Origin of the sequence: Glutamicibacter sp. JC586, assembly GCF_009805585.1 — a bacterium.
Classification (GTDB): domain Bacteria; phylum Actinomycetota; class Actinomycetes; order Actinomycetales; family Micrococcaceae; genus Glutamicibacter.
Genome location: NZ_VHIN01000010.1, coordinates 321,540 through 346,349, shown reverse-complemented (window position 1 = coordinate 346,349; position 24,810 = coordinate 321,540). Strand labels below are relative to the sequence as shown.

Annotated in this window: 15 protein-coding genes and 5 pseudogenes; 10 read left to right on the top strand and 10 right to left on the bottom strand. The window is 54.2% G+C overall.

From position 1 onward, the window contains the following. Window positions 1–38: 38 nt before the first annotated feature. Window positions 39–629, bottom strand: a complete 591-nt coding sequence (locus tag FJV47_RS09535) for a winged helix-turn-helix domain-containing protein (protein WP_159612343.1) — start codon at window positions 627–629, stop codon at window positions 39–41. Window positions 630–1,142: 513 nt separating this feature from the next. Between FJV47_RS09535 and FJV47_RS09530 the strand changes: the two are divergent. Both FJV47_RS09530 and FJV47_RS09525 read left to right on the top strand, forming a co-directional pair. Next, window positions 1,143–2,218 (top strand): annotated as a pseudogene (locus FJV47_RS09530) (transposase). Between the two features lie 15 nt (window positions 2,219–2,233). Continuing rightward, window positions 2,234–3,670 (top strand): IS1380 family transposase, encoded by a 1,437-nt coding sequence (locus FJV47_RS09525; RefSeq protein ID WP_159612341.1) that lies wholly within the window; start codon window positions 2,234–2,236, stop codon window positions 3,668–3,670. Between the two features lie 240 nt (window positions 3,671–3,910). Here the strand turns inward: FJV47_RS09525 and FJV47_RS09520 are convergent, their stop codons facing one another. Further along, window positions 3,911–4,957 carry a hypothetical protein gene (locus tag FJV47_RS09520; protein WP_159612339.1) on the bottom strand — a complete coding sequence of 349 codons (1,047 nt, stop codon included), beginning with the start codon at window positions 4,955–4,957 and terminating at the stop codon, window positions 3,911–3,913. A 78-nt stretch (window positions 4,958–5,035) separates the two neighbouring features. Further along, a complete protein-coding gene (locus tag FJV47_RS09515) occupies window positions 5,036–6,070 on the bottom strand; it encodes an IS630 family transposase (RefSeq protein ID WP_159612337.1) in 1,035 nt (344 codons plus the stop codon). Window positions 6,071–6,350: 280 nt separating this feature from the next. Here FJV47_RS09515 and FJV47_RS09510 point away from each other — a divergent pair, with 280 nt between their 5' ends. Together FJV47_RS09510 and FJV47_RS09505 are read left to right on the top strand one after the other, a co-directional pair. Then, window positions 6,351–7,097 carry a hypothetical protein gene (locus FJV47_RS09510; protein WP_159612335.1) on the top strand — a complete coding sequence of 249 codons (747 nt, stop codon included), beginning with the start codon at window positions 6,351–6,353 and terminating at the stop codon, window positions 7,095–7,097. 665 nt (window positions 7,098–7,762) lie between these two features. Continuing rightward, window positions 7,763–8,476: a hypothetical protein gene (locus tag FJV47_RS09505; RefSeq protein ID WP_159612333.1), complete on the top strand. Its 714-nt coding sequence runs from the start codon at window positions 7,763–7,765 to the stop codon at window positions 8,474–8,476. Window positions 8,477–9,488: 1,012 nt separating this feature from the next. Here FJV47_RS09505 and FJV47_RS09500 read toward each other — a convergent pair. Next, window positions 9,489–10,358 (bottom strand): hypothetical protein, encoded by an 870-nt coding sequence (locus FJV47_RS09500; RefSeq protein WP_159612331.1) that lies wholly within the window; start codon window positions 10,356–10,358, stop codon window positions 9,489–9,491. Between the two features lie 167 nt (window positions 10,359–10,525). Here FJV47_RS09500 and FJV47_RS09495 point away from each other — a divergent pair. Next, window positions 10,526–10,760 (top strand): annotated as a pseudogene (locus FJV47_RS09495) (integrase core domain-containing protein); the annotation flags it as partial. 165 nt (window positions 10,761–10,925) lie between these two features. On the opposite strand, the gene FJV47_RS09490 reads toward FJV47_RS09495, so the two are convergent. Further along, a complete protein-coding gene (locus FJV47_RS09490; RefSeq protein WP_159612329.1) occupies window positions 10,926–12,296 on the bottom strand; it encodes a hypothetical protein in 1,371 nt (456 codons plus the stop codon). Window positions 12,297–12,678: 382 nt separating this feature from the next. Here FJV47_RS09490 and FJV47_RS09485 point away from each other — a divergent pair. From FJV47_RS09485 to FJV47_RS09475, 3 pseudogenes are all read left to right on the top strand, one after another. Further along, window positions 12,679–13,454, top strand: a pseudogene (locus tag FJV47_RS09485) (transposase); the annotation flags it as partial. Between the two features lie 68 nt (window positions 13,455–13,522). Then, window positions 13,523–14,693, top strand: a pseudogene (locus FJV47_RS09480) (IS3 family transposase). 33 nt (window positions 14,694–14,726) lie between these two features. Further along, window positions 14,727–15,275: pseudogene (locus tag FJV47_RS09475) on the top strand (transposase); the annotation flags it as partial. Between the two features lie 260 nt (window positions 15,276–15,535). Here the strand turns inward: FJV47_RS09475 and putP are convergent. Further along, window positions 15,536–17,041: a sodium/proline symporter PutP gene (gene putP / locus FJV47_RS09470; protein ID WP_159612327.1), complete on the bottom strand. Its 1,506-nt coding sequence runs from the start codon at window positions 17,039–17,041 to the stop codon at window positions 15,536–15,538. 107 nt (window positions 17,042–17,148) lie between these two features. Next, window positions 17,149–18,138, bottom strand: a complete 990-nt coding sequence (locus FJV47_RS09465) for a LysR substrate-binding domain-containing protein (protein WP_159612325.1) — start codon at window positions 18,136–18,138, stop codon at window positions 17,149–17,151. Between the two features lie 224 nt (window positions 18,139–18,362). On the opposite strand from FJV47_RS09465, the gene FJV47_RS09460 reads away from it, so the two are divergent. Continuing rightward, window positions 18,363–21,881 (top strand): proline dehydrogenase family protein, encoded by a 3,519-nt coding sequence (locus FJV47_RS09460; RefSeq protein ID WP_159612323.1) that lies wholly within the window; start codon window positions 18,363–18,365, stop codon window positions 21,879–21,881. Between the two features lie 72 nt (window positions 21,882–21,953). Here FJV47_RS09460 and FJV47_RS09455 read toward each other — a convergent pair whose 3' ends face one another. Next, a complete protein-coding gene (locus FJV47_RS09455; RefSeq protein WP_159612321.1) occupies window positions 21,954–22,553 on the bottom strand; it encodes a hypothetical protein in 600 nt (199 codons plus the stop codon). 90 nt (window positions 22,554–22,643) lie between these two features. On the opposite strand from FJV47_RS09455, the gene FJV47_RS09450 reads away from it, so the two are divergent. Further along, a complete protein-coding gene (locus FJV47_RS09450; protein ID WP_159612319.1) occupies window positions 22,644–23,195 on the top strand; it encodes a thioesterase family protein in 552 nt (183 codons plus the stop codon). 3 nt (window positions 23,196–23,198) lie between these two features. Here FJV47_RS09450 and FJV47_RS09445 read toward each other — a convergent pair whose 3' ends face one another. Next, window positions 23,199–23,810: a phosphoribosylanthranilate isomerase gene (locus FJV47_RS09445; RefSeq protein WP_159612317.1), complete on the bottom strand. Its 612-nt coding sequence runs from the start codon at window positions 23,808–23,810 to the stop codon at window positions 23,199–23,201. Further along, window positions 23,810–24,793: an acyl-CoA thioesterase gene (locus FJV47_RS09440; RefSeq protein ID WP_159612315.1), complete on the bottom strand. Its 984-nt coding sequence runs from the start codon at window positions 24,791–24,793 to the stop codon at window positions 23,810–23,812. The genes FJV47_RS09445 and FJV47_RS09440 overlap by 1 nt, the downstream gene beginning before the upstream one ends. Between the last annotated feature and the right edge of the window lie 17 nt (window positions 24,794–24,810).

Here is a 24,810-nt window from a genome sequence, read left to right as displayed (position 1 = left end):
CAACTTTCCGATTTCCGCGCTACCCTTTTGCCACCTAGTCACTTCAGATCCATTTCAAGTTTGAGTTGCACTAACGGGCGGCTCTTGAGGCCAGCGACGAACGCATCGGTTCCGTCGATCCACTGAGTTGCATCGACCTTCTCGGCGTTCACTTCCATCTGTAAGAGATCTTCTACCTGCTGGGCCAAGGGGTAGGTATCACGACGACTTAGCGTGCCGACGATGAGGACATCCAAGTCATTCGGCGAGGCTCCTTGTTTGCCGGAATATCGGGCACCCCAAGAACCAAATGTGAAGGCTGATTCTACGTCTGGATGCCCTGCTAGAACACTTTCCAATACAACTTTCGGCCCGTAGGTTGCTTCAAGCAAAGACCGCATTGGAAGGTACAGACGGTCCTCGACATTTGCACGAATGAGGCGGGCCGTACCAATACGGCGTTCGGTCAATAGGCCAGAGGTGACGAGGCGGTCTACCTCACGATGAACGGTGGTGAGCTGCGCGTCAATTTGTCTCGCGATTTCGCTGAGGGTACTTTCACGTTCAGGTTGCAGCAACAAGTAGGCTAGTAGGTCCCCTTGAGCGTCGGATCGGAGCAGGGGAGCGAGTGCTGGACTAGGCTGTTTCATATAAACAGAATGCTCTTTCCGTTTAAACGAAACAATGAAATGGTGATCGATAGCTTGCGCTGTAGTCTTATCGAACTTCACGGATTGCTCCTTTGGGCTGAATATATTGAAGTTCTAGCCCAGTGGTTTCATGGCAGGCACGTCATTAACAGTCATTAAAACGAAAAAGTGATCCGGACTTGGGGTAATAGGAGTGTCAAGCTTCTATTCCACCGAAATCAAGGATCACCTTTTCTTTAATGGTCTTGGCAGGTCTGGTTACCCGCTGGCAAGATCGATGCCAACCTGACACAGCGTGATTCACACCCTTTCTGGCCAGGGGTATGCTCCTGTGCCTTGTCACTGATTTGTCCGCTGTGACGGGCTGGCATCAGTCTGGCCCCTTGCCATGGCTTAGTAAAAGGCTGGCCACTTCTTCCAAGAGGCGTGCCTCATTAAAGAACTGCCTGACAAGACTCCTTTCCAGACAGGTGCCTCAACTACGGCCGCCAATTGGAACAGAGGTCCACCATCATGACCATCATGGCAGAGAAATACGACTACGTCATCGGAATCGACACCCACGCCCGTACCCACACTTATGCGATCATCAACACCGGAACTGGCGCTCGTATAGGCTGCGAAGCTTTCCCAGTATCGGGGCCTGGCATGGGCAGAGCCATCGCCTGGATTCGACGCAACACGAGCAACGAAATCATTGTTGCGGTGGAGGCAGCAGGTCTTATGGAGCGTCGATCTGCCGTGAGCTCACTAGCGCTGGCATCACCGTCACTGAGGTCAAGCCGCCACGCAAACAAGCCCGTGCCGGGGTGGGAAAGACTGACGAAATCGATGCAACTGCCGCAGCGATGAGTATCCTCGGCACTGAAATTGAATTGTTATTACGGCCCCGTGCCGACGGAATTCGGTCAGCAATGAACCTTTTGCTGACCCGCCGTCGGCGAATGGAACAGCAGTGCACAGCCAACCGCAACGCACTGAGCGCTTTGGTTCGTCAGGCCGATCTTGGTTTGGATACACATCGAGCCTTGACAGACCAGCAAATCACAGAAATCAGTGCTTGGCGAGGCCGTCGCAGCGACAGAATTAATCAATGCATCGCCCGGCAAGAAGCCACAGAATTAGCTATCGATATCCTCAGAGCGTCCGCACGCTTGAAAGACAATAAATCACAGTTGGCTGAGCTCAGCGAGGAGCTTGCTCCTGGATTCCAGGAGCAACCCGGTCTAGGGCCCGTAACCTCGGGAATCATTCTTGTGTCCTATTCGCACCATGGCCGGTTCCGTTCAGAAGCCGCGTTCGCGTCCATGTCGGGTGCGGCGTTCGCGTCCATGTCGGGTGCGGCGCCTCTGCAGGCCTCGTCGGGTAACGTCACCAGACATCGGTTAAATCGTCACGGTGACCGTCAACTCAACATGGCTTTAGACATAGTGGTCAAGAACCGAATGATCCACGATCAAACGACCAAGGAGTACGTTGACAGGCGTACAGCTGAAGGGTTGAGCTATCGGGAGATCAAACGTGTTCTGAAACGATATCTCGCACGTAGTATGTTCCGGCAACTAGAGAAGATTTTCACCTTGACATGAGACATAAAAGGATCAGTGAACCATTCTACCCATGTGTTCCCTTCCCTCCCGTCCCAACTCACCGGCCAGAATCTGGTCTCCCACGCAGGGCTTTCAGTCCTCACTGGTTTTTTGAACGCACTGGACTTCCGCCAGCTTTGTGAAGATCGTTTCTCCCAGTTCGTACCAGCCACTGCAACCCACCGGCCAGGAAAGATCCTCGGCGCGCTCGCCCTGTCGATGGCAGCTGGCGGTGAACAAGCCACAGACATCGATCAGCTTCGCGCTGCACCGGATCTGTTCGGGACAGTGGCGTCCGACGCGACGGTCAGCCGATTCATGAGCCGCATTAAGAAACAACCAGACGCTTTCGCCTATGGCTTCGCCACTATGACCCGGACCTTGCGGTCCAAGGTCTGGGCGGCAGCTGGACCACGGGATCCAGCTAAGCTGGCCACGGCAATCAACCCGCTGGTCATCGATATCGACGCCCCGTTAGTTCATGTCCACTCAGATAAGGAACATAGTGCTGGCACCTATAAAGGTGGGTACGTTTTCTCACCGATGATTGCTATGGCTGATTACGGCAAAGCCAACGGCACCGGCGAAGTGCTTGCCGTGCAGTTGCGCCCTGGAAAGCGTGGAGCGAATTCCGCCAAATCCCACATCGACATACTCGATCAGGCGTTGGCTCAGCTGCCAGATGATTTCTATGATGAGCACGGGAATCTGTGTGGTGAGAAGGTCCTGGTCCGCACCGATAGCGCCGGGTCCTCCCGGGAGTTCTTGCACCACCTGGATTCGCTGGGGCTCCAGTTCTCCACCTCGTATTCGCTACCGGTCGTCAAGGAGCGGTTCATCCGGTGGATCGATGAGAAGAAGTACTGGGAACCAGCGCTGAGCGCTGACGGTGGCCAGCGTGATGATGCGTGGGTGATTGACGCGTCCAAGGTCATGGAGCTGAAGGACTACCCTCCGGGAACACGGATTTATTTGCGTGCTGAGCCGTTGCATCCCGGGGCGAAAGCGAACTTGTTCGATACGGACGGGAACCGAGTCACCGCGTTCTTGACCAATGCGCCGCGGTTCAATGTGGCGTTCCTCGATGCCCGGCACCGTGCCCGTGGCCGGTGCGAGAACAGGATCAAAACGCTGAAGAGTGCGGGGTTGGGTATGTTGCCGTATTGGTCTTTCGCCGCGAACCAGGCGTGGGCTGGCTTGGCGATGTTCGCAGTGAATTTGATGTCGTGGCTTCAACTTGCTGCGCTACCTGGCGGGCATGAGGCTTCGGTGTGGGATGTGAAGCGGTGGCGGTACCGGCTGTTCTCGATGGCAGGGAAGATTGTTTCTGGTGGCCGGCAACGCCGGCTTCTGATCCCTGAGAGAGCGCCGGAAGCTCAGCTGCTATGCCAATTGATTGAGGGCATCGGCGCATTGTTTCAGCGTTGGCGGCACGGCGAGCTGGCTGCCTGAACTGGTGGTTGTCCTGTTGTTTCTTTGATTTCGAAAGGTCATTACAACCCAGGTCGGTGGAGCCTGGTACTCAGCGCTGGTGGTTCGGGCGCTTTTTGTCGTGGGCAGAAGCGGAGATGGCCACCGAGAATCCCTTGGGTATGGATTTCGGTGGCCGTCAGCGCCGTGATGAAAAACTTGGGCTAGTTTTACGTCAAGAAGGACCCAGAGGCTAGTTCCTCTGGGGCCGGTAGCTGCTGGCTACTTTTTGGCTTTCTTCTTGGCGGTGGCTAATGCTTTCTTCTGAGCTTCTTTCTTTGCCCCTGCTTTCACCTTTTCGGTGATCTTCTTCTTTGCGTCTGCCTTGGCTTGAGACTTCACCTTCTTGGTGATCTTCTTTTTCGCTTCGGAGGCAGCTTTCTTTTCGGCCGATTTCTTAGCCGCCTTGGTGGCAGCTGCAGTAGCATCCTTTGCAGCCTGGGAGGACGCTTGGGAGGACGCTTGAGCCTTAGCATCCTTGGCTGACTTGGTGCTCACCACTGTTTTAGTGGCAGTCTTGGTTGCACTGGCGCTAGCTGAAGCTTTAGCCTTCTTGGTGACCTTTTTGGTCTTGGTCACCGTGTGGGATGCAGTCGCCTTGTAGTTTTTGCCCTTGTAACGGTAGGTTGCGGTTTCCGTCGCCTTATACGATGCCTTGCCCGTGTAGGACGCTGACTTTTCAGCAGTTGTCGTCGCCTTCTTCGTGACCTTCTGGGTCGCTGTAGCCTTGAAGATTTCTCGACTTCGGAAGGTCTCTTCGTCGATGGTCACCCGGTAGAACCGAGTGTCTTTCACTGCAGGGGCTTCCTCGCACCAGCCTTGCCAGTCGCAGATCGACCCTCGTGGAAGGTTTACGGTCGTTTCAAGCTCAAAAACATTGTATGGAGGCTTGAGATTTGGAAGCTCGCTCGCCTTGAACCCAGTAGAGGCTCCAACGTAGGCCGGTCCATAGAAATGAGTGACATTGACGTACGCGGTTGGCTTGAACTTCTTGCCAGTCTGCGACTGTGTCAGCACCATGGTGGCACTGCCAGTTCGTTCTCGACTTTCCGGCATATCCCGTTTCTCGTATTCCTTGTAGGCCTCTACATGGATACTGAAACATTGGGGTTTTTCATAAATCTTGCCAGTTCGGCATTCAGGTGTTTCTTCACGGTAGACACTGGCCATAGTAAAAGCTGGATTGTCTAACGGCGCCGCCTGTGATGGGACCGCTGAAACGCCGACAAACATGAATGCTGCGACGACGGCCGCAATGATTTTACGCAAAGTATTACGATCTTTCTCGAAAATGAGTCTTAGGATAATTCTATGGCTCTCACATTTCAAAATCGGTCAGCCAAAACCTCAGATCTTGTAATGAAACAACCGTGACCGGATATGCGCTTCAAACGCCGTCACCGTCGATTCAAAGTCATCACGCTGAACATTACTGATCGCGTTCTTCGCATCATTCCACACAGGCTCAATCGGATTATGATCCGGAGCGTACGGCGGAAAACTGATCAAATGAACATCCTGCAACGTTTCGCCCTGAGCTAGCTCTGCACGTAGCAACTGGTTCTTATGCCACGTCGCGTTATCCCACACAATCACTATCCGTTTCCCTGGATGCAACCCCACCAACGTTTGCACAGCTTCAAGGATCGTGGCGGCGTTCTGCCAATCCAACCGCAACGTCAAACACTGACCAGAGTTCTGATCCAAGAACCCGATAAACGACTGCGAAGCCTTCTGCCGGTCAACCTTCACCACGGTTTTCGTGCCCTTCTCATACCAAGCCCGCCGGACAACGGCTTCCTGATCAATACGTACCTCGTCCGCAGCGAAGACCAACGTGTCCTCGTCAGCTAACGGGACCGTGAGTTCTTCACGGATCTCTTTGATCCGCAGGTCAATGGCCTTGTCATCACCTCGTCTGCGGTCAAACTTCTCCGGCTTGTGAAAAGACAACCCCGCCATGCGCAACAAGAACTGATACGAAGTCGCGGACGCATATTCAACGTTGAACGTCGTGGATAACCAGTGATCTAGTTTCGGAACATCCCAGAACTGTGCTGGCAAGTACTGGTCACCTGGTGGCTGGGAGAGGACCTGAGCGGCAATCTCTCGTTGCTTCTCAGTGAGGAAACTACGGTTCAGGTTTCCTGCGTGACCTGTAAACAAGGACGCCATACGCTGCTTATTCCAGTCCCGGGCCCAGTCCTCCAGCGTGGAAGGTTCACGGTCGACGAAGTCAGCAACGATCACCGGGTCAACACCCGCAGAAAGCAGTAAGAGTGCCTCTGCTTTCTTCACCACGAGTTTGTGGGGAGCAGTGTTCTTGTAGTCTTTGAGCAGTCGGCGTTCGGCGTCGGTGACTTCGGGGTTTGGCATACCCACAAATTAACACCCAGTGTGGTTCACGCAGGCATTAACGCGCCGGTCGGGTTTAGGTTATTGAATCCGTTTTTGAAGTGTGCCCGCCATAGTACGCGACTTTTCGCGGAACGCACATTCTTGTGTGCACTGCGAAACTGCCGTTTATTTCGGGCGCTTTTCGATAGTGAAAAATTTTCTCAGTGACTTGTCAGGTGAAATATTTCTTCGCCAATGGGGAAAATGCTTTAGAGTATTTTCGAAGGGCTGTCATGGGGCGCCCTCGGAACAAAAGGGTCATCACATGGGGATTTTCTCGCGCAAAAAAGCACTCGGTGCCTCAGCTGTAGTATCGCTGATCGGTGCATTAGCTTTCGGTGCTGCACCAGCACAAGCCAGCAACCGTCCAATCGACATTACAGGGTACAGTGTTTCAGATGTTGTTGTTTCAAGTGATTCTTGCAAAAACATTTTGGTGACAGCGAAAGCTAAATTCGCCAACGATTTCAATGATGCAGCTGTTGAATCCTACGTGTCTCATAATGGTGACGAGCTGTGGGATCACTATGGCTTCGACTTCGTAAATAAGAAGCAGACGACTCGCAACGATCGAATTGAAATCTGCCCAGACCGCACTGGTCTTGGCGTTTACACGATTGCTCCGGCGTATGTCGTTGCGACCTTCAATTACTTGGATGACGGAACCCCCAGCCTGGCAACGCGCGATTACTGGGACACGACCAAGAAGTCGTTCTACGTTCGAGGAAAAACCAAGAGCAACCTTTCCGTCAAGCGCTCGGGAAAGAAAGTCACGTTGACGACTACTGCCACCGTTTTCTCTCCTGAGAAAAACCGCTACGTTGGGTACAACCCAAAGAACGCAACATTGCAAGTCAAGTCAGGCAAGACCTGGAAGACTATCAAGACGGTGAAGCTCACCAAGGGCAAGGCTTCAGTGACCTTGAAGGATTCCAAGAAGAAGACCTACCGAGTGACCGTTCCTAAGGCCTCCTGGGCTGTAGCAACGACCACTGCGCCAGTTACCAAGTAACGGCCAACTAGGTCCCTTGACCCCGCTCACAAGTGTGGCGGGTTCTAACGGCAGGTGGACTCCCTGAACAATCAGAAGTTCCCATTACCGTTAGAACCCGCTGCCCGTGGCCTGCGCGTGGTACATGCGCCAAGCGAAGCAGATGTGAATATCCTTCGTCGCGTCTTCAAGGAATATGACACGACGCCGTCCGAGGTCGGACGCAAAAACGGCAGCTTCTGCAGGCTCCTTAGCTCTCGGCGCTAAAAGCATTGCGCTTCTCAAAGAATTTTATTACGACGCTCAGTTTAGGGGCTCTTCGATTTTTAGCGTGGAAAATCCCCTCTTTGCGACACGGGCTGGGAAGCACGCCGCACCAAGTGCGTATCGTCGATCACTACGTGACTTCGAAAGGAAAACCGGAGAAACGGGTAATGGCGCGAAGTTAGGGCCACATGCGTTCCCACGTCTCGTTGCCACCCATCTAGCTGAGGCGCAAGGCCTTGACCAGTGAATCGATCTGGAACCGTCCGCTGTAGACCGGAACTAACCCAGGACCAGCCGTGGTCTGGCTCCTTGTGGCTAAACTGATCGCTGGTTCTTGAGTACTGAGATGGTCAACATGCCAGCCTGCTTCATCGCATACAACGTCAGCTATTAACTAATTGATAAGGAAACCCCAAAGAATGACATTTTCTATCCGGCCCCAAGCGGCGTCATTTGCTTTGATTGCTGCGACCGCAATCGCTATGGCAGGTTGTGCGGCCACAGGATCTCCTGCGGGTAAGAGCCCGGCAGATGAAGTGAAAACTAGCGCCACAGCGACCCCCAAGGCTAGCACCGCTCCTGAGTTTGGCACTGCCGAAGCTACCGAGGAAGCAGTTGCTCACGCGATGAAGTACGCTCGTGCTTCCCATACGAACGGGTACTACCTCAGCGGGCAATGGGTTAAGGACGGAGCCTCGATAGACGAAATGATAAATTTCCTTGGTAAGTACTACTCCGCTGACGAGCTGAAACCGGTGGCTTCGTGGAAAGGTAAGGACCTGGAAAACGAGGAATTCGCAGACTTGACTGTGCCGCTTATCATGTTCTGGGACGAAACGGATTTCTACAAGCCTTATGAGAAGTGTACCGAACAGAATTCTAAAGCGTGCATACTTTCTCTGAAGCAAGGAAAAGCGACGAGCAAAGTTGATAAATCACGGAAAATCGTCAATGTGCACTTCACGCAAACCTCTGAGTTTCCGCTGTGGAGCAATGAGATCGACGCGACTGTTAAGGCAACCGGAAAGTGGTCCTACGATCTGGATCTTGCACAGAATAAAGATGGTGGTTGGGAAATCGTTGACCAAGATATCGATGCAGCCTTTGATGCCCTTGAACCGGTAACTTTATAGTCTGCATTGTCGCATTAAAACCGATTGCAATTTGGGTTTGTCTGACAGTGGCAAAAAGTTCAATGTGGTGATGACTGCAACTGGTAAGGGACGCAACCGCACTTTGTGCGCTACTTCCAAGGCTTCGTCGGTGGCGAAGGTAAAGTTTACGGTGAAGAATGGTGCTGCAGTCTCTGGCAAGGAGAAGGTCGGGTTGAGCTGTCATGAGTATCACTGCTTCAGATACTCATTTCCAAGCGTTCAGCCCTTCCCTGCCTCCCGCATCAACCACAATGGGTCTCGGGGAAACGTTCGGGCTCCTCACCCAACGCGATTCCTACTCAGGTATTATGACCTCTGCTGACTGCTGCCCCATCAGTTACTGACCTCACGACCAGAACCGCCCCACTGGATAATCCGGTGGTGCACTAGGATAGACCTCCCCGGATAAGAACAATTACTTTCACTCTGCGCCTGCCACATTTACACAATTGCCGCTTGTTGCTGGAACAAAACTAGTGGAACGGACTTCACCATCTCTTGCTCGCTTACCCCGGCAAACATGCCTTGTTGGTGATTCGCGTTCCTCAATGCAGAGGTTTGCCTCCGGTTTCCTTCCCACCCCACCTCACTGCGACGCAGTTGCAATTGGTCAGGAGTTAAACCACCTTCTCCTCCAAGGTAGTTTCTCCCTTAAGTAGATGCCCATGCCGGGCGTACAACAGCAATGCCGCCCCCAAATTTAGGGGCGGCATTGTCATTCAGAAAAGCGACTAGTAGAAACTGTCCAGGTATTCGAGGATCTCCTCAGTGCTGCGACCGCAAGGATCCTTGCTTCGATCCTGCTTCCACCTGATTTCGTGGAAGATCTCTAGGCCGTCAAGGCCGAGGCCGGTGCGCTGAGCTGCGGTCTACAAGCCTTGGTCACGGAGATGGATAAGCTGACCATCACCGAGGGTGATGATCGTGGTGCCGTGGATGCGTGGCTTGGTGCTACGGATAGCGAAGCTGGTGTGTGAATACATGAATTCTCTTAGTACGGGAAATCTTCCATGTTCAGGACCTTCTTGCCGTTCTTATCCTGGACGTTTATCGTCCAGGTTTTCCAATGCAAGCCGTCAACCAACCATTCACCGTCTATCTTCGCCATGACAACGCGAATGACACTCGTTACACTTCCAGTGTGTTCTTCTGCCAGCTTGTATTGGTCCTCTTCAGTGAAGATAATTTCTAGAAGCTCATGGCCGGATACTTCATCGGTGCCTGCAACGAACTCGAACCCGTCGAAACCGATGGTCTGTCGCTGCTGGGTATCAATTAGGTACGTGTCATGGTCATTGACGTCTTTATCCTCGCTCTCCCACAACGATGCACTCAACATGATGTGGTAGGGGACGAAGTCGAAATGCTTGCCTGAATCCGTTGATTTTTTGGCATCCTTTAGTAGGAAGTCGCTCAAGGTCTTATATTTTTGTAACTCTTGGGCGTCAGATTCAGGAGTACGGGTTGTCCTGCTGAACTTGGGGTCGGTGCGAAGCTTCAGGTAGGTGTTCATCCCAACTTTGAATGCAGACTGTGTGTCCATGGCACTGAAAGCTATGGTGCCGTCTTCGGAAGTGACCTTGGCGAATTCGGGATCGGCACCGTATGGGGAACTCTCTGATGAACGCAGGACAAGAAATTTCATGTCGTGCTTGGCGTAGTCATAACGCGTCATCGACTTAGTCGAGGTGGCGCTTTGAGACGGTGAGGGCGAAGTTTCCGCAGGTGCGGAGACTGTCTTTGAGGGGCTGGCACTGGTGGTCTCGGCATTGGTCGCGCTAGAGCAGCCGCCAAGGCCGACAGCTACCAGCGCCAAGGCTGCGATGGACACGACCGTTTTCTCGTGCAGAGTGTTCCACATGGTGTTTCCTTTGGTGAGAGTGTGATAGCGAGCTTGTTCGAACTTTGACGTGGTAAGAATATCCAAGGGAAGCGGCCAAGAATGCTTTTATTCAAGCAGTGCGGTCAAAAAACGGTCATGAAATCAGTGATCAAAGCGATGCTCGTGGGTCGTACGGTTAACGTCGGGATAATGCGATGGCGGAGTCAGCGTTCTCGACGATTAAGTACGAGATTTATCACCACATCATTCCAGCTCAACCACCGTGCTTTTACGAGTCGGATTGCGGCTCGGACCGCGGTGATGGACTTCATTGAGGTTTGGTATAACCGAAAGTGTCCGCACACCGCTAATGGTGGATTGAGTCCTCGGATGCTTCTGGACTGGGATTGGGAGCAGAATTCTGTGGCTAATGCGGCCTGAGTTTAATAAGAAAAAATCATAGTTTGTGTCTCAAAAACTTGACCGGCTCAGTTCCCGGAGATATCGACGTGACGCAACAGAAACCCACAGTAAGAGTCTTGATGTTGCTACCGACTCGTAGATAGTTACTCCCGCTAGGTCAGGAAACGTAGCGTCGAATCACCGCTAGCGCACAGTCACCGTTCCGGATGTTGCCGACGCGTTCTGGTAGTTTTTCTTGGAACCAGTCATCCTCACAGATATTTTTTTATTGCGATCGGCCTGGACTAGTTTGTAAGAGCTCTTAGTTGCGCCCCCGATGTTCTTACCGTTCCTTAGCCACTGGTACGCATATCTGGTAGGGGAACCTCCCCACTTTGCAGTCTTTGCCGTGAGTTTCTTGCCCACTTTGGCTTGACCAGAAGTGGTTGGTTTCTTTGTGGTGAATCCGTAAAGAGCTTTCTTCGTCGCAACTTTGGTTACGGAATACGGCACAGTTTTGGGGAATGACCCACCAGTGAAACCAAATGTGTCAATCTTGTCTGTAGCAGTAACTGAGATCTGCTTACCTAGATCGGCCTTGACGAGTTTGTATGACGCGTTAGTGGCACCCCTAATCGGCTTGCCGCTGCGGGTCCACTGGTATGTGTCGATGTAGTCCTTGGAATGGGAAAGCTTTGCGGTGACGGTCTTTCCGATCTGTGGCTTGCCCATTATTTGAAGCTTCGCCTTTGAATCCTTGGCCCACTCGGAGAGGCAGCTAACCTCGATCGGGCCGTTGAAGTAGATGCCAGCGGACTTTAGTTGCGGCTGCTCTTTGGTTGCGGGATTCTTCGGAGCGAACTTAACGTAGTCTCGCCCCTTCCAGCAACCATTCCACCGAAGCTTCCTTGACTGTGCATCGTAGGAGTATTCCTTGCCAATCTTTCGTCCGCGTTCATCGACTTGATCATTATTGACGGGCAGCACTAAACTACCGTTGAGTGCTACCGGATATTTAGCCTTCGTCCATTGGTTTTCGACAGTTTTCTGAGAAGGTAGATCACCTGAAACATACACAGATTGCAGCTGCTTGAGTTTGCCTAACGGTGAGTAGTCAATCGGGGCGGCATTCATGATGGCCAAGTAGGTCAGCTTTGGCGACGCTTTCGCCAGAGTGCTCATACTCAATCCGCTACTGCCGTTACCGAGGTTGAGCACCGTGAGGTTCTTGATTTGTCCCACGGGGGCATAGCTTTGAACTTTAGGCGCGTTAATCGACAAGTAAGTTAGGCCTGCCGGGAGTTTGGGAATGCTGGTGATCGCAACCTTCGACTTTTCGCCACTATTCTTTGGCCCTATGATGAGTGATTGCAGATTCTCATATTGAGCGAATGTTGCCGATTTAGCCAGCGTCTTGCACTCCAAAGAGAAAACCTCGGAATTATTCCGAGGAGAATATTGGGTGGTGCATCCAGCTGGTAACTTTACCGCTGCTTGGGCAGGTGATGCGCCGAATAGCCCCGCGGCTAAGGAAACAATGGCAGCGACTGGCACCATTGATTTGACGAGTTTCATCCATTCACTTTCACGAGTGTCGACCAGAAGATACGTGCCTTTCGATGATATCCGATAAATCGGCAGACCGTTGTGATTTGTGGTCATTTTTTACTCAAAGTTTCCTAGTATTCTTCTGGAGAAATAGGATCATTCTTGCGTGTATCTTGGCAAGATACGCAGAACTAACCGAGGTTATTTGCTGAAATTATCCAGGCAGGAATTCGGTCCATTGCTTGCGCGCCTGAATCTTTCGCAACATTGTTGGTTGGCACTGCCATCCCATAGCATTAATGGGCTCTTCAAGTTTTAGCGTGATGACCCCAAAATAAGTAAGGCTCGCAGCCCCTCTGCGAAGATGGATGTCGACTAAAACAAATTCATCTGCAAGGAACTACGAGCCGTGTTCAAGGATACCGGGCTAATCGACGCTGCGTCGATTCTGCTGAACCTCAACGACTACCGAGTCATCGATGCCACCCATGAATCTTCCGGGCGACAAGTACTTGTCGAGCCCATATCTACCGAAGCTGCCTGCCTTTCCTGTGGCGTGCTGACTACCAGGATCCAGGCTAGGCCGGTCCACCGGGTCAAGGACCTGCCAGCTGGCGGTGATGGCCTGCAAGTAATGGTTCGCAAGCGACGCCTGGCCTGCAAAGAAGTAGCATGCTCGCGCCGTTCCTTCGTGCAATCCACCGAGCAGTTGCCTTTCCGGGGCAGGATCACCACCCGGCTCACTGAACAACTTGTCAGTGAGATGAGCAGTGAACTACGCGCTGTTTCTCGTGTCGCGGCAGTGCACGATGTTTCATGGCCTACGGTCATGGCCCGGCTCAACATTGTCGGTGAACTGGTCGGGGAGGTGGACCGGATGCTCGTAAGCCGGTTAGGCATTGATGAGCACCGGTTCCGCAAAGTCCGGTACGCACGTGGCAGGGGTGGCAAAGTGGTGAGGATTGAGCCGTGGTCTATCGTGTTCACCGATCTGAGCACCGGAAAGATCTTAGATATTGTGGACGGCCGTCGCGGTGCAGCAGTGAAGAACTGGTTGAAGAAGCGGCCACGTTATTGGGTCAACGGGTGGCGTACGTGGCGATTGATATGTCTTCAGAGTTCCGGAAAGCAGTGCGGGAGAACCTGCCGAAAGCCAAGGTCAGTGTGGATCATTTGGGTCTGCTGAAGGTTTGGTTGACACTTCGACCGCATAACCCAGCTATGGTTATGCCCAACCGAAGGAAACAATCACCATGCCAAGAATCTTCACTTACGAGTTCAAGAAGGACGCCGTCGCTCTCGTGGAGTCGGGGATGTCCCAGAAGCAAGTCGCTGCGGACCTAGGTGTCTCAAAGACCGCACTGGAAACTTGGGTCCGCGACGCCCGTTTCCAATCCCACGGAATGAACCCGTCCTCCGACGCTGACGAACGCAAAGAAATGTCCCAAGCTCTCAAACGCATCAGGGAGCTCGAATTGGAGAACGAAGTGGTGCGCAAGGCCGCAGCCTATCTTTCGCAGCCGCATATTCGCTCCCCAAAATAATGGGCCCGCTCGTCCGAGAATTGGCCGCCAGATCAGGCAGGAAGCGCATTCCTGTGGCGGTGACGTGCTTAGGTCTTGGGATTCAGTACCCAGGCGTACTACAAGTGGCTGAAGAACCCCGTCTCCGCTCGAGAAGTCGAAGAGCGGGAGTTGATGGCCAAGGTGCACGAGCTTGACGAGGAGGATCCCGAAGGTGGTTACCGAGTCCTTGCGGATGATCTGGAAGACGCCGGATACCAGGTCTCAGAGCGCCGGGTGTGGCGGTTGTGCCGCCAGGGGGATCCGTTCTGTGATCAGCAAGCGCAAACGCAAGCACGTCCCGGCGGGCCCTGCGGTGCATGACGATTTGGTGCGGCGGAAGTTCACCGCTGATCAGCCTAACCAGTTGTGGCTGACCGATAATACCGAGCACCCTACGAGCGAGGGAAAACTGTACTTGTGTGCGATCAAGGACGTGTTCAGTAACCGGATCGTGGGGTATTCGATGGACTCAAGGATGAAGGCCCAGCTGGCGGTCAACGCCGTGGAAATGGCTGTGGCCCATCGTGGGTACCCGCGCGGGGTCAAGGTCCACAGCGACCGCGGTAGCCAATTCCGGTCCAGGAAATTCACCCAGGCGTTAGAACGTCATGGGCTGGTCGGTTCGATGGGCCGGGTCGGGGCAGCCGGTGACAATGCCGCCATGGAGTCGTTCTTCAGCTTGCTTCAGAAGAACGTCCTGGACCGCCGATGGTGGTCCTCCCGCCAACAACTTCGCTTGGCCGTTATTGGGTGGCTGGAGGGGAAGTATCACCGCAAGCGCAAACAACGAGGGTTGGGTAAAATGACCCCGATCCAGTTCGAGGCTAGAATGATCGAGTCTGTCGCTCTGGCAGCATGAGCCTTGGTGTCAACCAAACCTTCAGCAGACCCTAACGCGTGGGTGATTGACGCGAGCAAGGTCATGGAGCTCAAGGACTACCCGTCTGGGACTCGGATTCATTTGCGTGCTGAGCCGATGCATCCTGGTGCCAGGGCGAACTTGTTCGATAAGGATGGGAACCGAGTGACGGCGTTCTTGACCAACAGTCCGCGGTTCAACGTGGCGTTTCTTGACGCGAGGCATCGTGCGCGGGGTCGGTGTGAAAACAGGATCAAGACGTTGAAGAATACGGGGTTGGGCAAGCTGCCGTATTGGTCTTTTGCCGCGAACCAGGCCTGGGCGGACTTGGCGATGTTCGCACTGAATTTGGTGTCGTGGCTGCAACTTGCTGCGCTGCCTGGCGGGCATGAGGCAGGTTGTTGGGATGTGAAGCGGTGGCGGTACCGGCTGTTTTTCATGGCGGGGAAAATCGTTTCTGGTGGCCGGCAGCGCCGGCTACTGATCCATGAAAGTGCACAGGAAGTGCAGCTACTATTTCAGCTTCACCAGAATATTGGTTTGCTGTTCCAGCTGTGGCGGCATGGTGAACTGGCTACCTGACCTGGTCATGGCCGTCGTCTTGGTTCTTTGTTTTTGAAAGATCATTTCAGTCCAGGTAGGTGGAGCTTGGCACCCTGCGCTGGTGGTTCAGGCGCTTTTTGTCGTGGGCAGGGTGCTGATACGTCCACCAGTGGTCCTGTGCATCGGATCATGGTGGGCGTCAGAACCTAGATGAAAAATCTGGGCTAGTTTTCCCCGGATAAGGGCATGAAAAACTCCCCTGCCACTAACTGTGGACAGGGGAGCTCGCGGAAGTAATGCTAGGCAGTAACCTTGGCTCCAACTTCCTTTTCCATCTCGGAGAATTCCGCATCGATGGTTGGGTTCGGACGGTAGGTGGCCCGAGAGACCAACCAGGCGACCACCAGTGCGACAGCAAAACCTGGAACGATTTCATACATCGCAGAAGACAACGCGTCGATGTTGCCCCAGATGAAGACCACCACTGCGCCGGATACCATGCCGGCGAATCCGCCTACCGCGGTCAGCTTGCGCCAGTACAGTGCCAGCAAGACGATTGGACCGAAGGCTGCGCCGAAGCCAGCCCATGCGAAGGACACGAGTTCCAAGATTGAGGAGTTCGGGTTCAATGCCAGCAGCGCTGCGATGACGGCGATCAGCAGAACTCCGCCACGGCCAAGGTTGACCAAGGCTTTTGGTGAAGCCTTGCGGCCGGTGATGTTGTACAGGTCCTCTACCAAAGCCGAGGAACAAACGATCAACTGTGAAGACATGGTGGACATGATCGCTGCCAGCACGGCGGCCAGCACCAATCCGGCAATCAACGGGTGGAAGAAGATCTGGCTGAGCAGCAAGAAGACCGACTCGCTGGAAGACTTATCCAGCGGTGACTTCGCGAAGTAGACGATGCCAATCAGCGCGGTCAGTACCGCACCCAAGGTGGTCAAGAACATCCAGCTCATGCCGATACCGCGGGCAGCCTTGGCTTCACCTGGGGAGCGCAACGCCATGAAACGAACGATGATGTGTGGCTGGCCAAAGTAACCAAAACCCCATGCTGCGGTGGAGAAGATCGCCACGGCGGCCAAAGCCCAGTTGTTGTCATTGAAGGATGAGAACAGGTTAAAGGCATCAGGGTTAGTCGTAGTGATGCGGGAGCCAAGGGTCTGGATATCGCCCATGCGAATCACCGCAACAATCGGCACTGCGATCAACGCGGCGAACATCAAGATGCCCTGCACCATGTCGGTCAAGGACGCTCCGAGGAAGCCGCCGAAGAGGGTGTAGAGCAGGGTAATGACCGCAACAAAGAACATACCTGTCAGGTACGGCCAGCCGAAGGAACTATCGAAGAACTTTCCGGCGGCCACCATGCCTGAAGAGACATAGAAGGTGAAGAACACCAAGATGATCAGGGATGATCCGATGCGCAATAGGTGCGCATTATCCTTCAATCGCTTCTCGAAGAAGCTCGGAATGGTGATCGCGTTATCGGAAATGGCGGTGTAGGAACGAAGTCGCGGAGCGACAAACTTCCAGTTCAGCCACGCGCCAATCAAAAGGCCGATGGCGATCCAGGCTTCGTGCAATCCGCCGAGGTAGATCGCTCCGGGAAGGCCCATGAGCAGCCATCCGGACATGTCGGAGGCGCCGGCAGAAAGTGCGGCTACCCAGGGTTTTAGGCCACGGTCGGCCAGCATGTAGTCGTCGATATTGTTGGTTCGGCGATACGCAATATAGCCGATGCCAAGCATGGCGGCCATGTAAATTGCGATCGCAATCATCTGGAAGGTCTGGTCGGACATAGTTCCTCATTACCGTTGCTGTCCCGGATCGTTGACGTAATCCGGAACGCGGATTCAAGTGGTGCGAGTCACCACTATGACACGAATTGTTCGCTTTGTCGCAAGTGTCATTTCTGTCTTGATGATGCTTTTTCCTCATCGACCGTATCGAAGTCTTGGGGTGTAGCCAAAATTACAGAGTCGTTTGCATCACTCATTCCGGGCTGCGCGTGCAGCATCTGACGCACCGCTTGAATGCCCGGTGACTTGGTAGAGGAGCGTCTCATTGCGGTGAAGATGGTGCGGGCTGGAGCACCGGGTAAATCCACTGTGCGCAAGGTGCTGTGATTGGCACGCAACACCAGATCCGGCAACATGGCCACGGCATTTCCGGTTTGCACCAGCTCCACGTGGGCCTGCAAGTCGGCGGTTTCGTAGCGAAGATCGGGCTCAAATCCAGCCAGGCGGCAAGCTTGTAACGCCCAGTGTCGACTGGCGGCGCCATCGGGTTCAACGACCCACGGCAGACTGGCTGCATGCTCCAAGATTGTGACTTGGTCAAAGGCTTCGTTGCCCGGGGCGCCTAGGACCGGAAGCGCCAAACGGATCGGGTCGTGCGTCAAAACCCTGCGGTCAAGGTTTGAATAGTGCGGGGCGGAGTGCCCGGAATATTGCTCTGCAACCACGAGGTCAAAGCTGCGGCTACTGGTTTCTTGCAGTGCGTCGGCGGGTTCCTGCTGGCTCATTTCAACCCGCAAGTCAGGGAATTTTTCGCGCATTTCGCGCAAGACCGGTGGCATGAGTGCGAGCATGGCAGTTTGGAAGACGGCCAGACGTACTGTGCCTGCCACGGTAGACATGGTGCCAGCCAGATCTGCCTCGGCGTGCTCCATGGCTTCGAGCAGGGTTTCGGTGTGTGTCACCAGTAGTTGGGCCTGAGCGGTGAGTTTGAGGGTGCGTCCGGTGCGGCGCAGCAGTTCTACTCCAACTTCCGATTCCAATTGACTCAGCTGCTGTGAAACCGACGAGGGGGAATAGCTCAGGGAGTCAGCCACTTCGGCGATGGTTCCGCGGATACTCAGTTCGCGGAGAAGTCGTAAACGTCGCAGTTCAAGCACGGTTTTTCCGCCGTTCGGTTGGGGAAGATTTGAGGCGTAAAGATACATTAGCAAACCCGAATAAATATCTTCGGATTTGTTCACTTTTGCTTAACGCAACTTAGGTTCATACTCGAACTTGCACACAGCTTTTTCTGCGGAAATCAACGCAACAAAAGCCATAACGACATCAACGTTCGGTGCCGAACCCAGACTGAATAACTTTGCATCGAAGGGACCACTAATTGTCTTCTCTCTCCACCCAGCACACCGTGCCTGCAGCGCTTGATGCTGAGGGCAACCCGCTGACCTCGCCGGCAGAACTTGCCGATGAAGTGATTGCGCTGGTGCGCCGCTGGCTCACCGAAGCATCCGACTATCCGGTTGATGCTGCGGCGGCCCGCTTGGCCGGTGTGCTCAAAGATCCCAACGGATTGGACTTCACCGTGGGATTTGTTGACGGCGTCATCCGTCCCGAGGACTTGAGTGTGGCTGCAGCCAACTTGAAAAAGCTGGCCCCCAAGGTTCCGAGCTTCCTTCCTTGGTACATGCGCAAAGCTGTGGGCTTAGGGGGCGTTATGGCGCCGGTAGTGCCACAGGTAGTTGTCCCTATCGCCCGCAAGGTCTTACGCGAAATGGTCGGCCACCTGATCATTGATGCGTCGGAGGCGAAACTGGGCGGGGCAATCAAGAAGATCAAGCGTGAAGGTGTAAACCTGAACGTGAACCTGCTGGGAGAAGCAATCCTGGGCGAAGGCGAAGCCGCCCGCCGTTTAGAAGGAACCACCACGCTGCTAGAGCGCGATGACGTTGACTACGTGTCCATCAAGGTTTCTTCCACCGTGGCCCCGCATAATCACTGGGCCTTTGATGAGGCAGTGGAGCACATCGTTGAAAAGCTCAGCCCGCTCTACGCCCATGCGGTAAATCATCCTAAGAAGAAGTTCATCAACCTGGACATGGAAGAGTACAAGGACTTGGAGCTGACCATTGCGGTCTTCACCAAGATCCTGTCCAAGCCAGAGTTTAAGGATCTGGCTGCCGGGATCGTGCTGCAGGCTTACCTACCCGATGCGCTGGCTGCGATGATCGAGCTGCAGGAATTCTCTGCAGCTCGTGTTGCGCAAGGCGGTGCGCCGATCAAGGTGCGAGTGGTTAAGGGCGCAAATTTGCCTATGGAAACCATGGAAGCTGACATCCACAACTGGCCGCTGGCTACCTGGCATAGCAAGCAGGATTCGGACACCAGCTATAAGTCCGTACTGGAATACGCACTACGCCCGGAGCATGTAAAGAACGTGCGCATCGGCGTTGCCGGACACAACCTCTTTGATGTTGCCTTGGCCTGGCTTCTGGCCAAGTCCCGCAATGTCGCCGACGGCATCGAATTCGAGATGCTGCTGGGCATGGCCACCGGTCAGGCCGAAGCGGTCCGCAAGGAAGTCGGTTCGCTGCTGCTCTACACTCCGGTAGTGCATCCACAAGAATTCGACGTGGCCATCGCCTACCTGATTCGTCGCCTTGAAGAAGGCGCAAGCCAGGAAAACTTCATGTCCGCGGTCTTTGAACTCTCCAAAAATGAGCAGCTCTTTGAACGTGAAAAGAATCGTTTCCTCGCATCCCTGGAAGCCATGACCGATCAGGTCCCTGCCCCGCACCGCGTGCAGGACCGCACCAGTGACGATCCAACGCTGGCTGAACGAGTCGCTGGTCTTGCCGATGGCAGTACCGACTTCTTCAACACCCCAGATACCGACCCAGACTTGAGTCAGAACCGAAACTGGGGCCGCGAAATCCTGTCCAAGATGCAGGATTCACCGCTGGGTAAGGATCTGGTCAAGGCAAATACCATCAATGCCGCGGGCGAATTGGATGAAGCCATCGCAATGGGCGTAGACGCTTCGAGCGACTGGCAGGCTATGGGCTCGGCGCAGCGCGCCGAGATCTTGCACCGTGCCGGTCAACTCTTTGAAGAGCGTCGCGCCACCTTGCTTGAGGTCCTAGGTTCAGAGTGCGGCAAGACCATTGACCAAGGCGACGTGGAAATTTCCGAAGCAATTGATTTCGCCCACTACTACTCGCAGTTGGGCCGCGAACTTGATCAGGTGGATGGCGCAACGTACGTACCATCAAAGCTGACCGTGGTCACCCCGCCATGGAACTTCCCAATGGCCATTCCGGCAGGCTCAACGCTCTCGGCGTTGGCCTCGGGCTCGGCAGTGATCATCAAGCCAGCCACCCAGGCTGCCCGCGTGGGTTCGGTGATGGTGCAGTGTCTATGGGATGCAGGTGTTCCTAAGGATGTTCTGCAGTTGGTCTTTGTGGGGGACCGCTCGCTGGGACAGCAGTTGGTATCCGATGAACGTGTTGACCGTCTGATTCTCACCGGCGGTTACGAAACTGCCGAACTCTTCCGTTCTTTCCGTAAGGATCTGCCACTGTTGGCCGAGACCTCGGGTAAAAACGCCATTATTGTCACCCCGCATGCGGACCTTGATCTGGCTGCTCGCGACGTCGTGCAGTCTGCCTTCGGTCACGCCGGTCAGAAATGCTCGGCAGCTTCATTGGTAGTACTGGTTGGCTCGGTGGCCGAATCGCGTCGCTTCAACAACCAGCTGATCGATGCGGTGAAATCACTGAAGGTCGGCTACCCATGGAACCCAGAATCGCAGATGGGCCCATTGATTGGTGAGCCAGGCGAGAAGCTCAAGCGCGGATTGACCACCCTAGGTAAGGGCGAACGTTGGGAAGTTGAGCCACAACAGCTCGATGACTCGGGCAAACTGTATTCGCCGGGTGTGCGTTATGGCGTGCAACGTGGCAGCGAATATCATCTGACCGAATACTTTGGCCCAATCCTGGGCGTCATGACCGCAGAAACTTTGGAGGAAGCGGTCCAAATGGTCAACGAGGTGGACTACGGACTGACCTCAGGTCTGCACTCGCTGGATCGGGGCGAAATGGCGTACTGGATGGATAACATCCAGGCCGGCAACATTTATGTAAACCGTGGTATCACCGGTGCCATTGTTCAGCGTCAGCCATTTGGCGGTTGGAAGAAGTCGGCCATTGGTGCAGGCACCAAGGCCGGAGGTCCAAACTACCTGATCGGTATGGGCAGCTGGAATGATGCTCCGGTCAATGACACTGCCGCCCTCTCGCGCTTTGACGAGCGTCTGCTAGCAGCAGCGCAGCTGGATGAGCCGCAGACCCAGTGGCTAACTGCCGCCTTAGGCAGCGACAAGTACTGGTGGAATGCTGAGTTCAATAAGGCCAAGGATCGTTCGGGTTTGCAGGCTGAACGCAATGTCTTCCGTTACTGCTCGGTGGAAGTTACCGTTCGTTTTGAACAAGAAAGCAGCAGCCACGGTCTGGCTGAGGCGTTGCGAGTTGCAGCTGCCGGTGTCGCTGCAGGTTCACGGGTTCGTCTGTCCCTTGCTGGCGAGCTTTCAGCACAGGTTCGAGCAGTGTTGGCCGAACACTCGGTCACAGTAGTACGCGAAGATGCAGATCAGTTTGCCACCTACGCTGCCAAGCTGGCTGCTAAGACCGGACCGGATTCTGCGGCACGTATCCGTCTGATCGGTGGATCGGTGAAGGCTGTTGCCCAAGCCACCGACGGCAAGCCAGATGTTGCTATCTATGCTTCCCCAGTCACGGGTGCCGGCCGAGTGGAGCTACTGCCCTTCCTGCACGAGCAAGCAGTATCTATTACGGCTCACCGTTTTGGTACGCCAAACCACCTCAGCGATGGTTTGATCTAGTAGATACAGACAAATAATTACGGATCGTGTTCCCTTAGCTGGGGAACACGATCCGTACCTTTTTAAAGTGACTTAGATTTTGGGCCGTTTATACCTGGTCACCAAGAAGTCGGCCAGTGCGGCCAAGATGGCAGGAACTACAAAACGAGCCATACTCACGATGACAAATGCGGTGAGCGATCCTTGGTCCGAGGTTACGGTAGCTTGAGCTGCAAAACCCAGGGCGAGCGCGCTGAGCAGACCGGTAAGCCAGCCGACGAGTTTGCGTGCCCGCAGTACGAACCAGCCGGTCAATGCAAGAAGGGGGAGCAAGAGGCCCCACACCGTGAAATAACCGGCGTATTGACCGGTGAGATCCAGGGCCGAAACCAAGAACCAATCGCCATATTCAACGGTATCGATCACCGGTAGTTTCAGCACGACATCCAAAATCAGTGAAAGTAAGGCCAAAGCCATGGCAAAGATCTTGGTGTCGGTACGCCCAGGTAACAGCCAGAAGCTTGAGATTGCCAGTACACGAATGACCCACAAAGAAAGGATGATTAGCAGGCTTCCACCGGTGACGTAGTGTGCTGTGGCCAGCAAGGTAGATCCGGCAATGCCGACAATCAAGGCGAGCCAAACTCCAACGAGTCGGGCGGGCAATTGAATCAATGGTTTTTCGACGCTCACTAGAACAAGTCTAGTAAAGCTCACTGTGCGAAGGCTGTTTCGATTCACAGCGGACTAGGCAGAAAAGTTACCGGACGGTAATGTGATGGTATGCACATGATTTTTCGAATTCTCATGGTCTTCCTAAACAGTAAAAAGGCCACCAGACTCACCATGTTTGATACCAGCTCGGTGAAAATGCGAGCTACCCTGACCGACATCGACTTTGCCGGTCATATTAATAACGGTATGTATTTCTCCATCTTTGACCTTGGTCGCTTTGATCTAATGTTCCGCTCTGGCGTTTGGGACATTATGCGTAAGAACAAATGGACGCCGGTGGTCCAGACCGAAACCATCACCTTCCGCAAATCAGTGCGCCTAGGCACCAAATTCTCACAGGAAACTAAGCTGCTGGGTCTGGATGACAAGTGCATCTACTTTGAACAGCGCATTGTTGTTGATGGTGAAATTTATGCCCGCGGGTATATTGCCACGCGCATGACCTCCAAAAAGGGTGCAGTCCCTAACGAAGAGATCCTCGCCGCTGTCGGACTGGATGTACCCGAGGATCGAGTGGTCCCTGAATGGGTGCACCAGTGGCGTGAGCAAGGAGCGCTTCCGGGCTCACGCAAACCGGCACCACATAACTGGCTGAGTTAATAGTCATACGGCTTTCGCAGCGTCGAGGAACTGAGCAATCAATCCCGGGTCTTTGACGCCGCGCGAGGACTCAACTCCCGATGAAACATCTGCTCCGGTAGCACCAGAAATCTTGATAGCTTCCGCAACATTCATCGGGGTGAGACCGCCTGCCACCAACCATTGACGGCCTGTAGCCAGCTCGCGTACCGCAGCGTAATCCCAACTTTCTCCGCTTCCCGGTACGGAGGCATCAATGAGCAGTAGTTCTTCGCCCCAGTCAGCGAATTCTTCAGCAATGGCATCTCGGCGCACGGCACGGATGACTTTGAAACCTGCGGCGTGGGCAGCCGCCACGTCCAGCTTGCTCCGTTGACCATGAAGCTGAACCCAGCCCACGCCCGCTTCTCGAGAGCGCGCAACGACGGTAGGGATATCTTCAGAACGGAAGACTGCCACAGTTTCGATACCTTCGGGCACCATGCGCACCAATGGCGCCGCATCTTCTGGCGTGATTTCTCGAGCGCTAGAAGTCAGCACAAAACCCAATGCATCGGCGCCGTGATCGATAGCTACCTGAACATCGTTGGCGGTGGAGAGCCCGCATACTTTGACTAATGGTTTCCGGTTACTCATCACGCGCTCGTTCCTGCTAGATGTACCGGGGTGTAACCACCCGGAGCATTCGCGCGAATCGCCACCAACTCACGAGCGTGATCCCATAAGCGCTGATCTTCTTCGCTGACCGGAACCCACGGCTTCACCGGCACAGCTGTACCAGTCTCATCACGGGTAACCATGACCGTCAGGCAATAAGTTGTCAGATTCATTTCTCTAGTTTTTGGATCACCGGAGCGCACATGCACAGCAATATGCATGCCCTTGCTGCCGGTGTACACCAATCGGGCTTCCACCTCGACCAGATGTCCAATGAACAGTGGTCGATAGAAACGCACACCACCGGAGAACACCGCAACGGTATCTTCTTGGCAATAGCGTGAAGCACACAGCGCTGCTGCTTCATCAATCCACTTCATCACGATGCCACCATGTACCTTGCCGCCCCAGTTCACATCGGTAGGGGCTGCTAAGAAGCGTAGGGTGACGCGTTCGGCGGTACCGGAGTCTGTGTAGCGCTGGTCCTTCATCGAGGCAACAATCTGCTCACGAATATCAATACGAGCCAGCGCGTTATCGCGAAGTTCGATTTCACGCAGGGTGCCCGGGGTAAAACTTGGCACAGCAGCGGGCTTACCTGAATCATCTACAGCAACAAAAATCACCAAGCAATTGCTCGAAGCCACGGGGCGCGATTCGCGAGGGTCTCGGAAAGAAACCTCCGTCTGAATATGCATAGAGCTAGTTCCGGTGTAAACGACCGAGGCCGTGACCTCAACTAGGTCACCAGAGTGAATAGGATCTGCGAAGTGGATATTGCCTACATAGGCGGTGACACAATAACTCGTGGACCAACCAACAGCTGCTGCGTAAGCAGCCTTGTCGACCCACTCTAGAACGGTGCCTGCAGGAACCATCCCCGTGACATCAACGTCGGTGGGGGCGGCAAGAAAACGCAGGGTGACAGAATGGGGGCGCTGTTGTAGCTCCGAAGTGCTCATGCACTCAAGTTTCTCTC

Coding starts and splice junctions, on each gene's coding strand:
- FJV47_RS09535 (WP_159612343.1), bottom strand. CDS start 629: ATGAAACAGCCTAGTCCAGCACTCGCTCCCCTGCTCCGATCCGACGCT.
- FJV47_RS09445 (WP_159612317.1), bottom strand. CDS start 23,810: ATGAGTAACCGGAAACCATTAGTCAAAGTATGCGGGCTCTCCACCGCC.
- putP (WP_159612327.1), bottom strand. CDS start 17,041: ATGTCCGACCAGACCTTCCAGATGATTGCGATCGCAATTTACATGGCC.
- FJV47_RS09505 (WP_159612333.1), top strand. CDS start 7,763: ATGACATTTTCTATCCGGCCCCAAGCGGCGTCATTTGCTTTGATTGCT.
- FJV47_RS09510 (WP_159612335.1), top strand. CDS start 6,351: ATGGGGATTTTCTCGCGCAAAAAAGCACTCGGTGCCTCAGCTGTAGTA.
- FJV47_RS09500 (WP_159612331.1), bottom strand. CDS start 10,358: ATGTGGAACACTCTGCACGAGAAAACGGTCGTGTCCATCGCAGCCTTG.
- FJV47_RS09490 (WP_159612329.1), bottom strand. CDS start 12,296: ATGAAACTCGTCAAATCAATGGTGCCAGTCGCTGCCATTGTTTCCTTA.
- FJV47_RS09440 (WP_159612315.1), bottom strand. CDS start 24,793: ATGAGCACTTCGGAGCTACAACAGCGCCCCCATTCTGTCACCCTGCGT.
- FJV47_RS09450 (WP_159612319.1), top strand. CDS start 22,644: ATGCACATGATTTTTCGAATTCTCATGGTCTTCCTAAACAGTAAAAAG.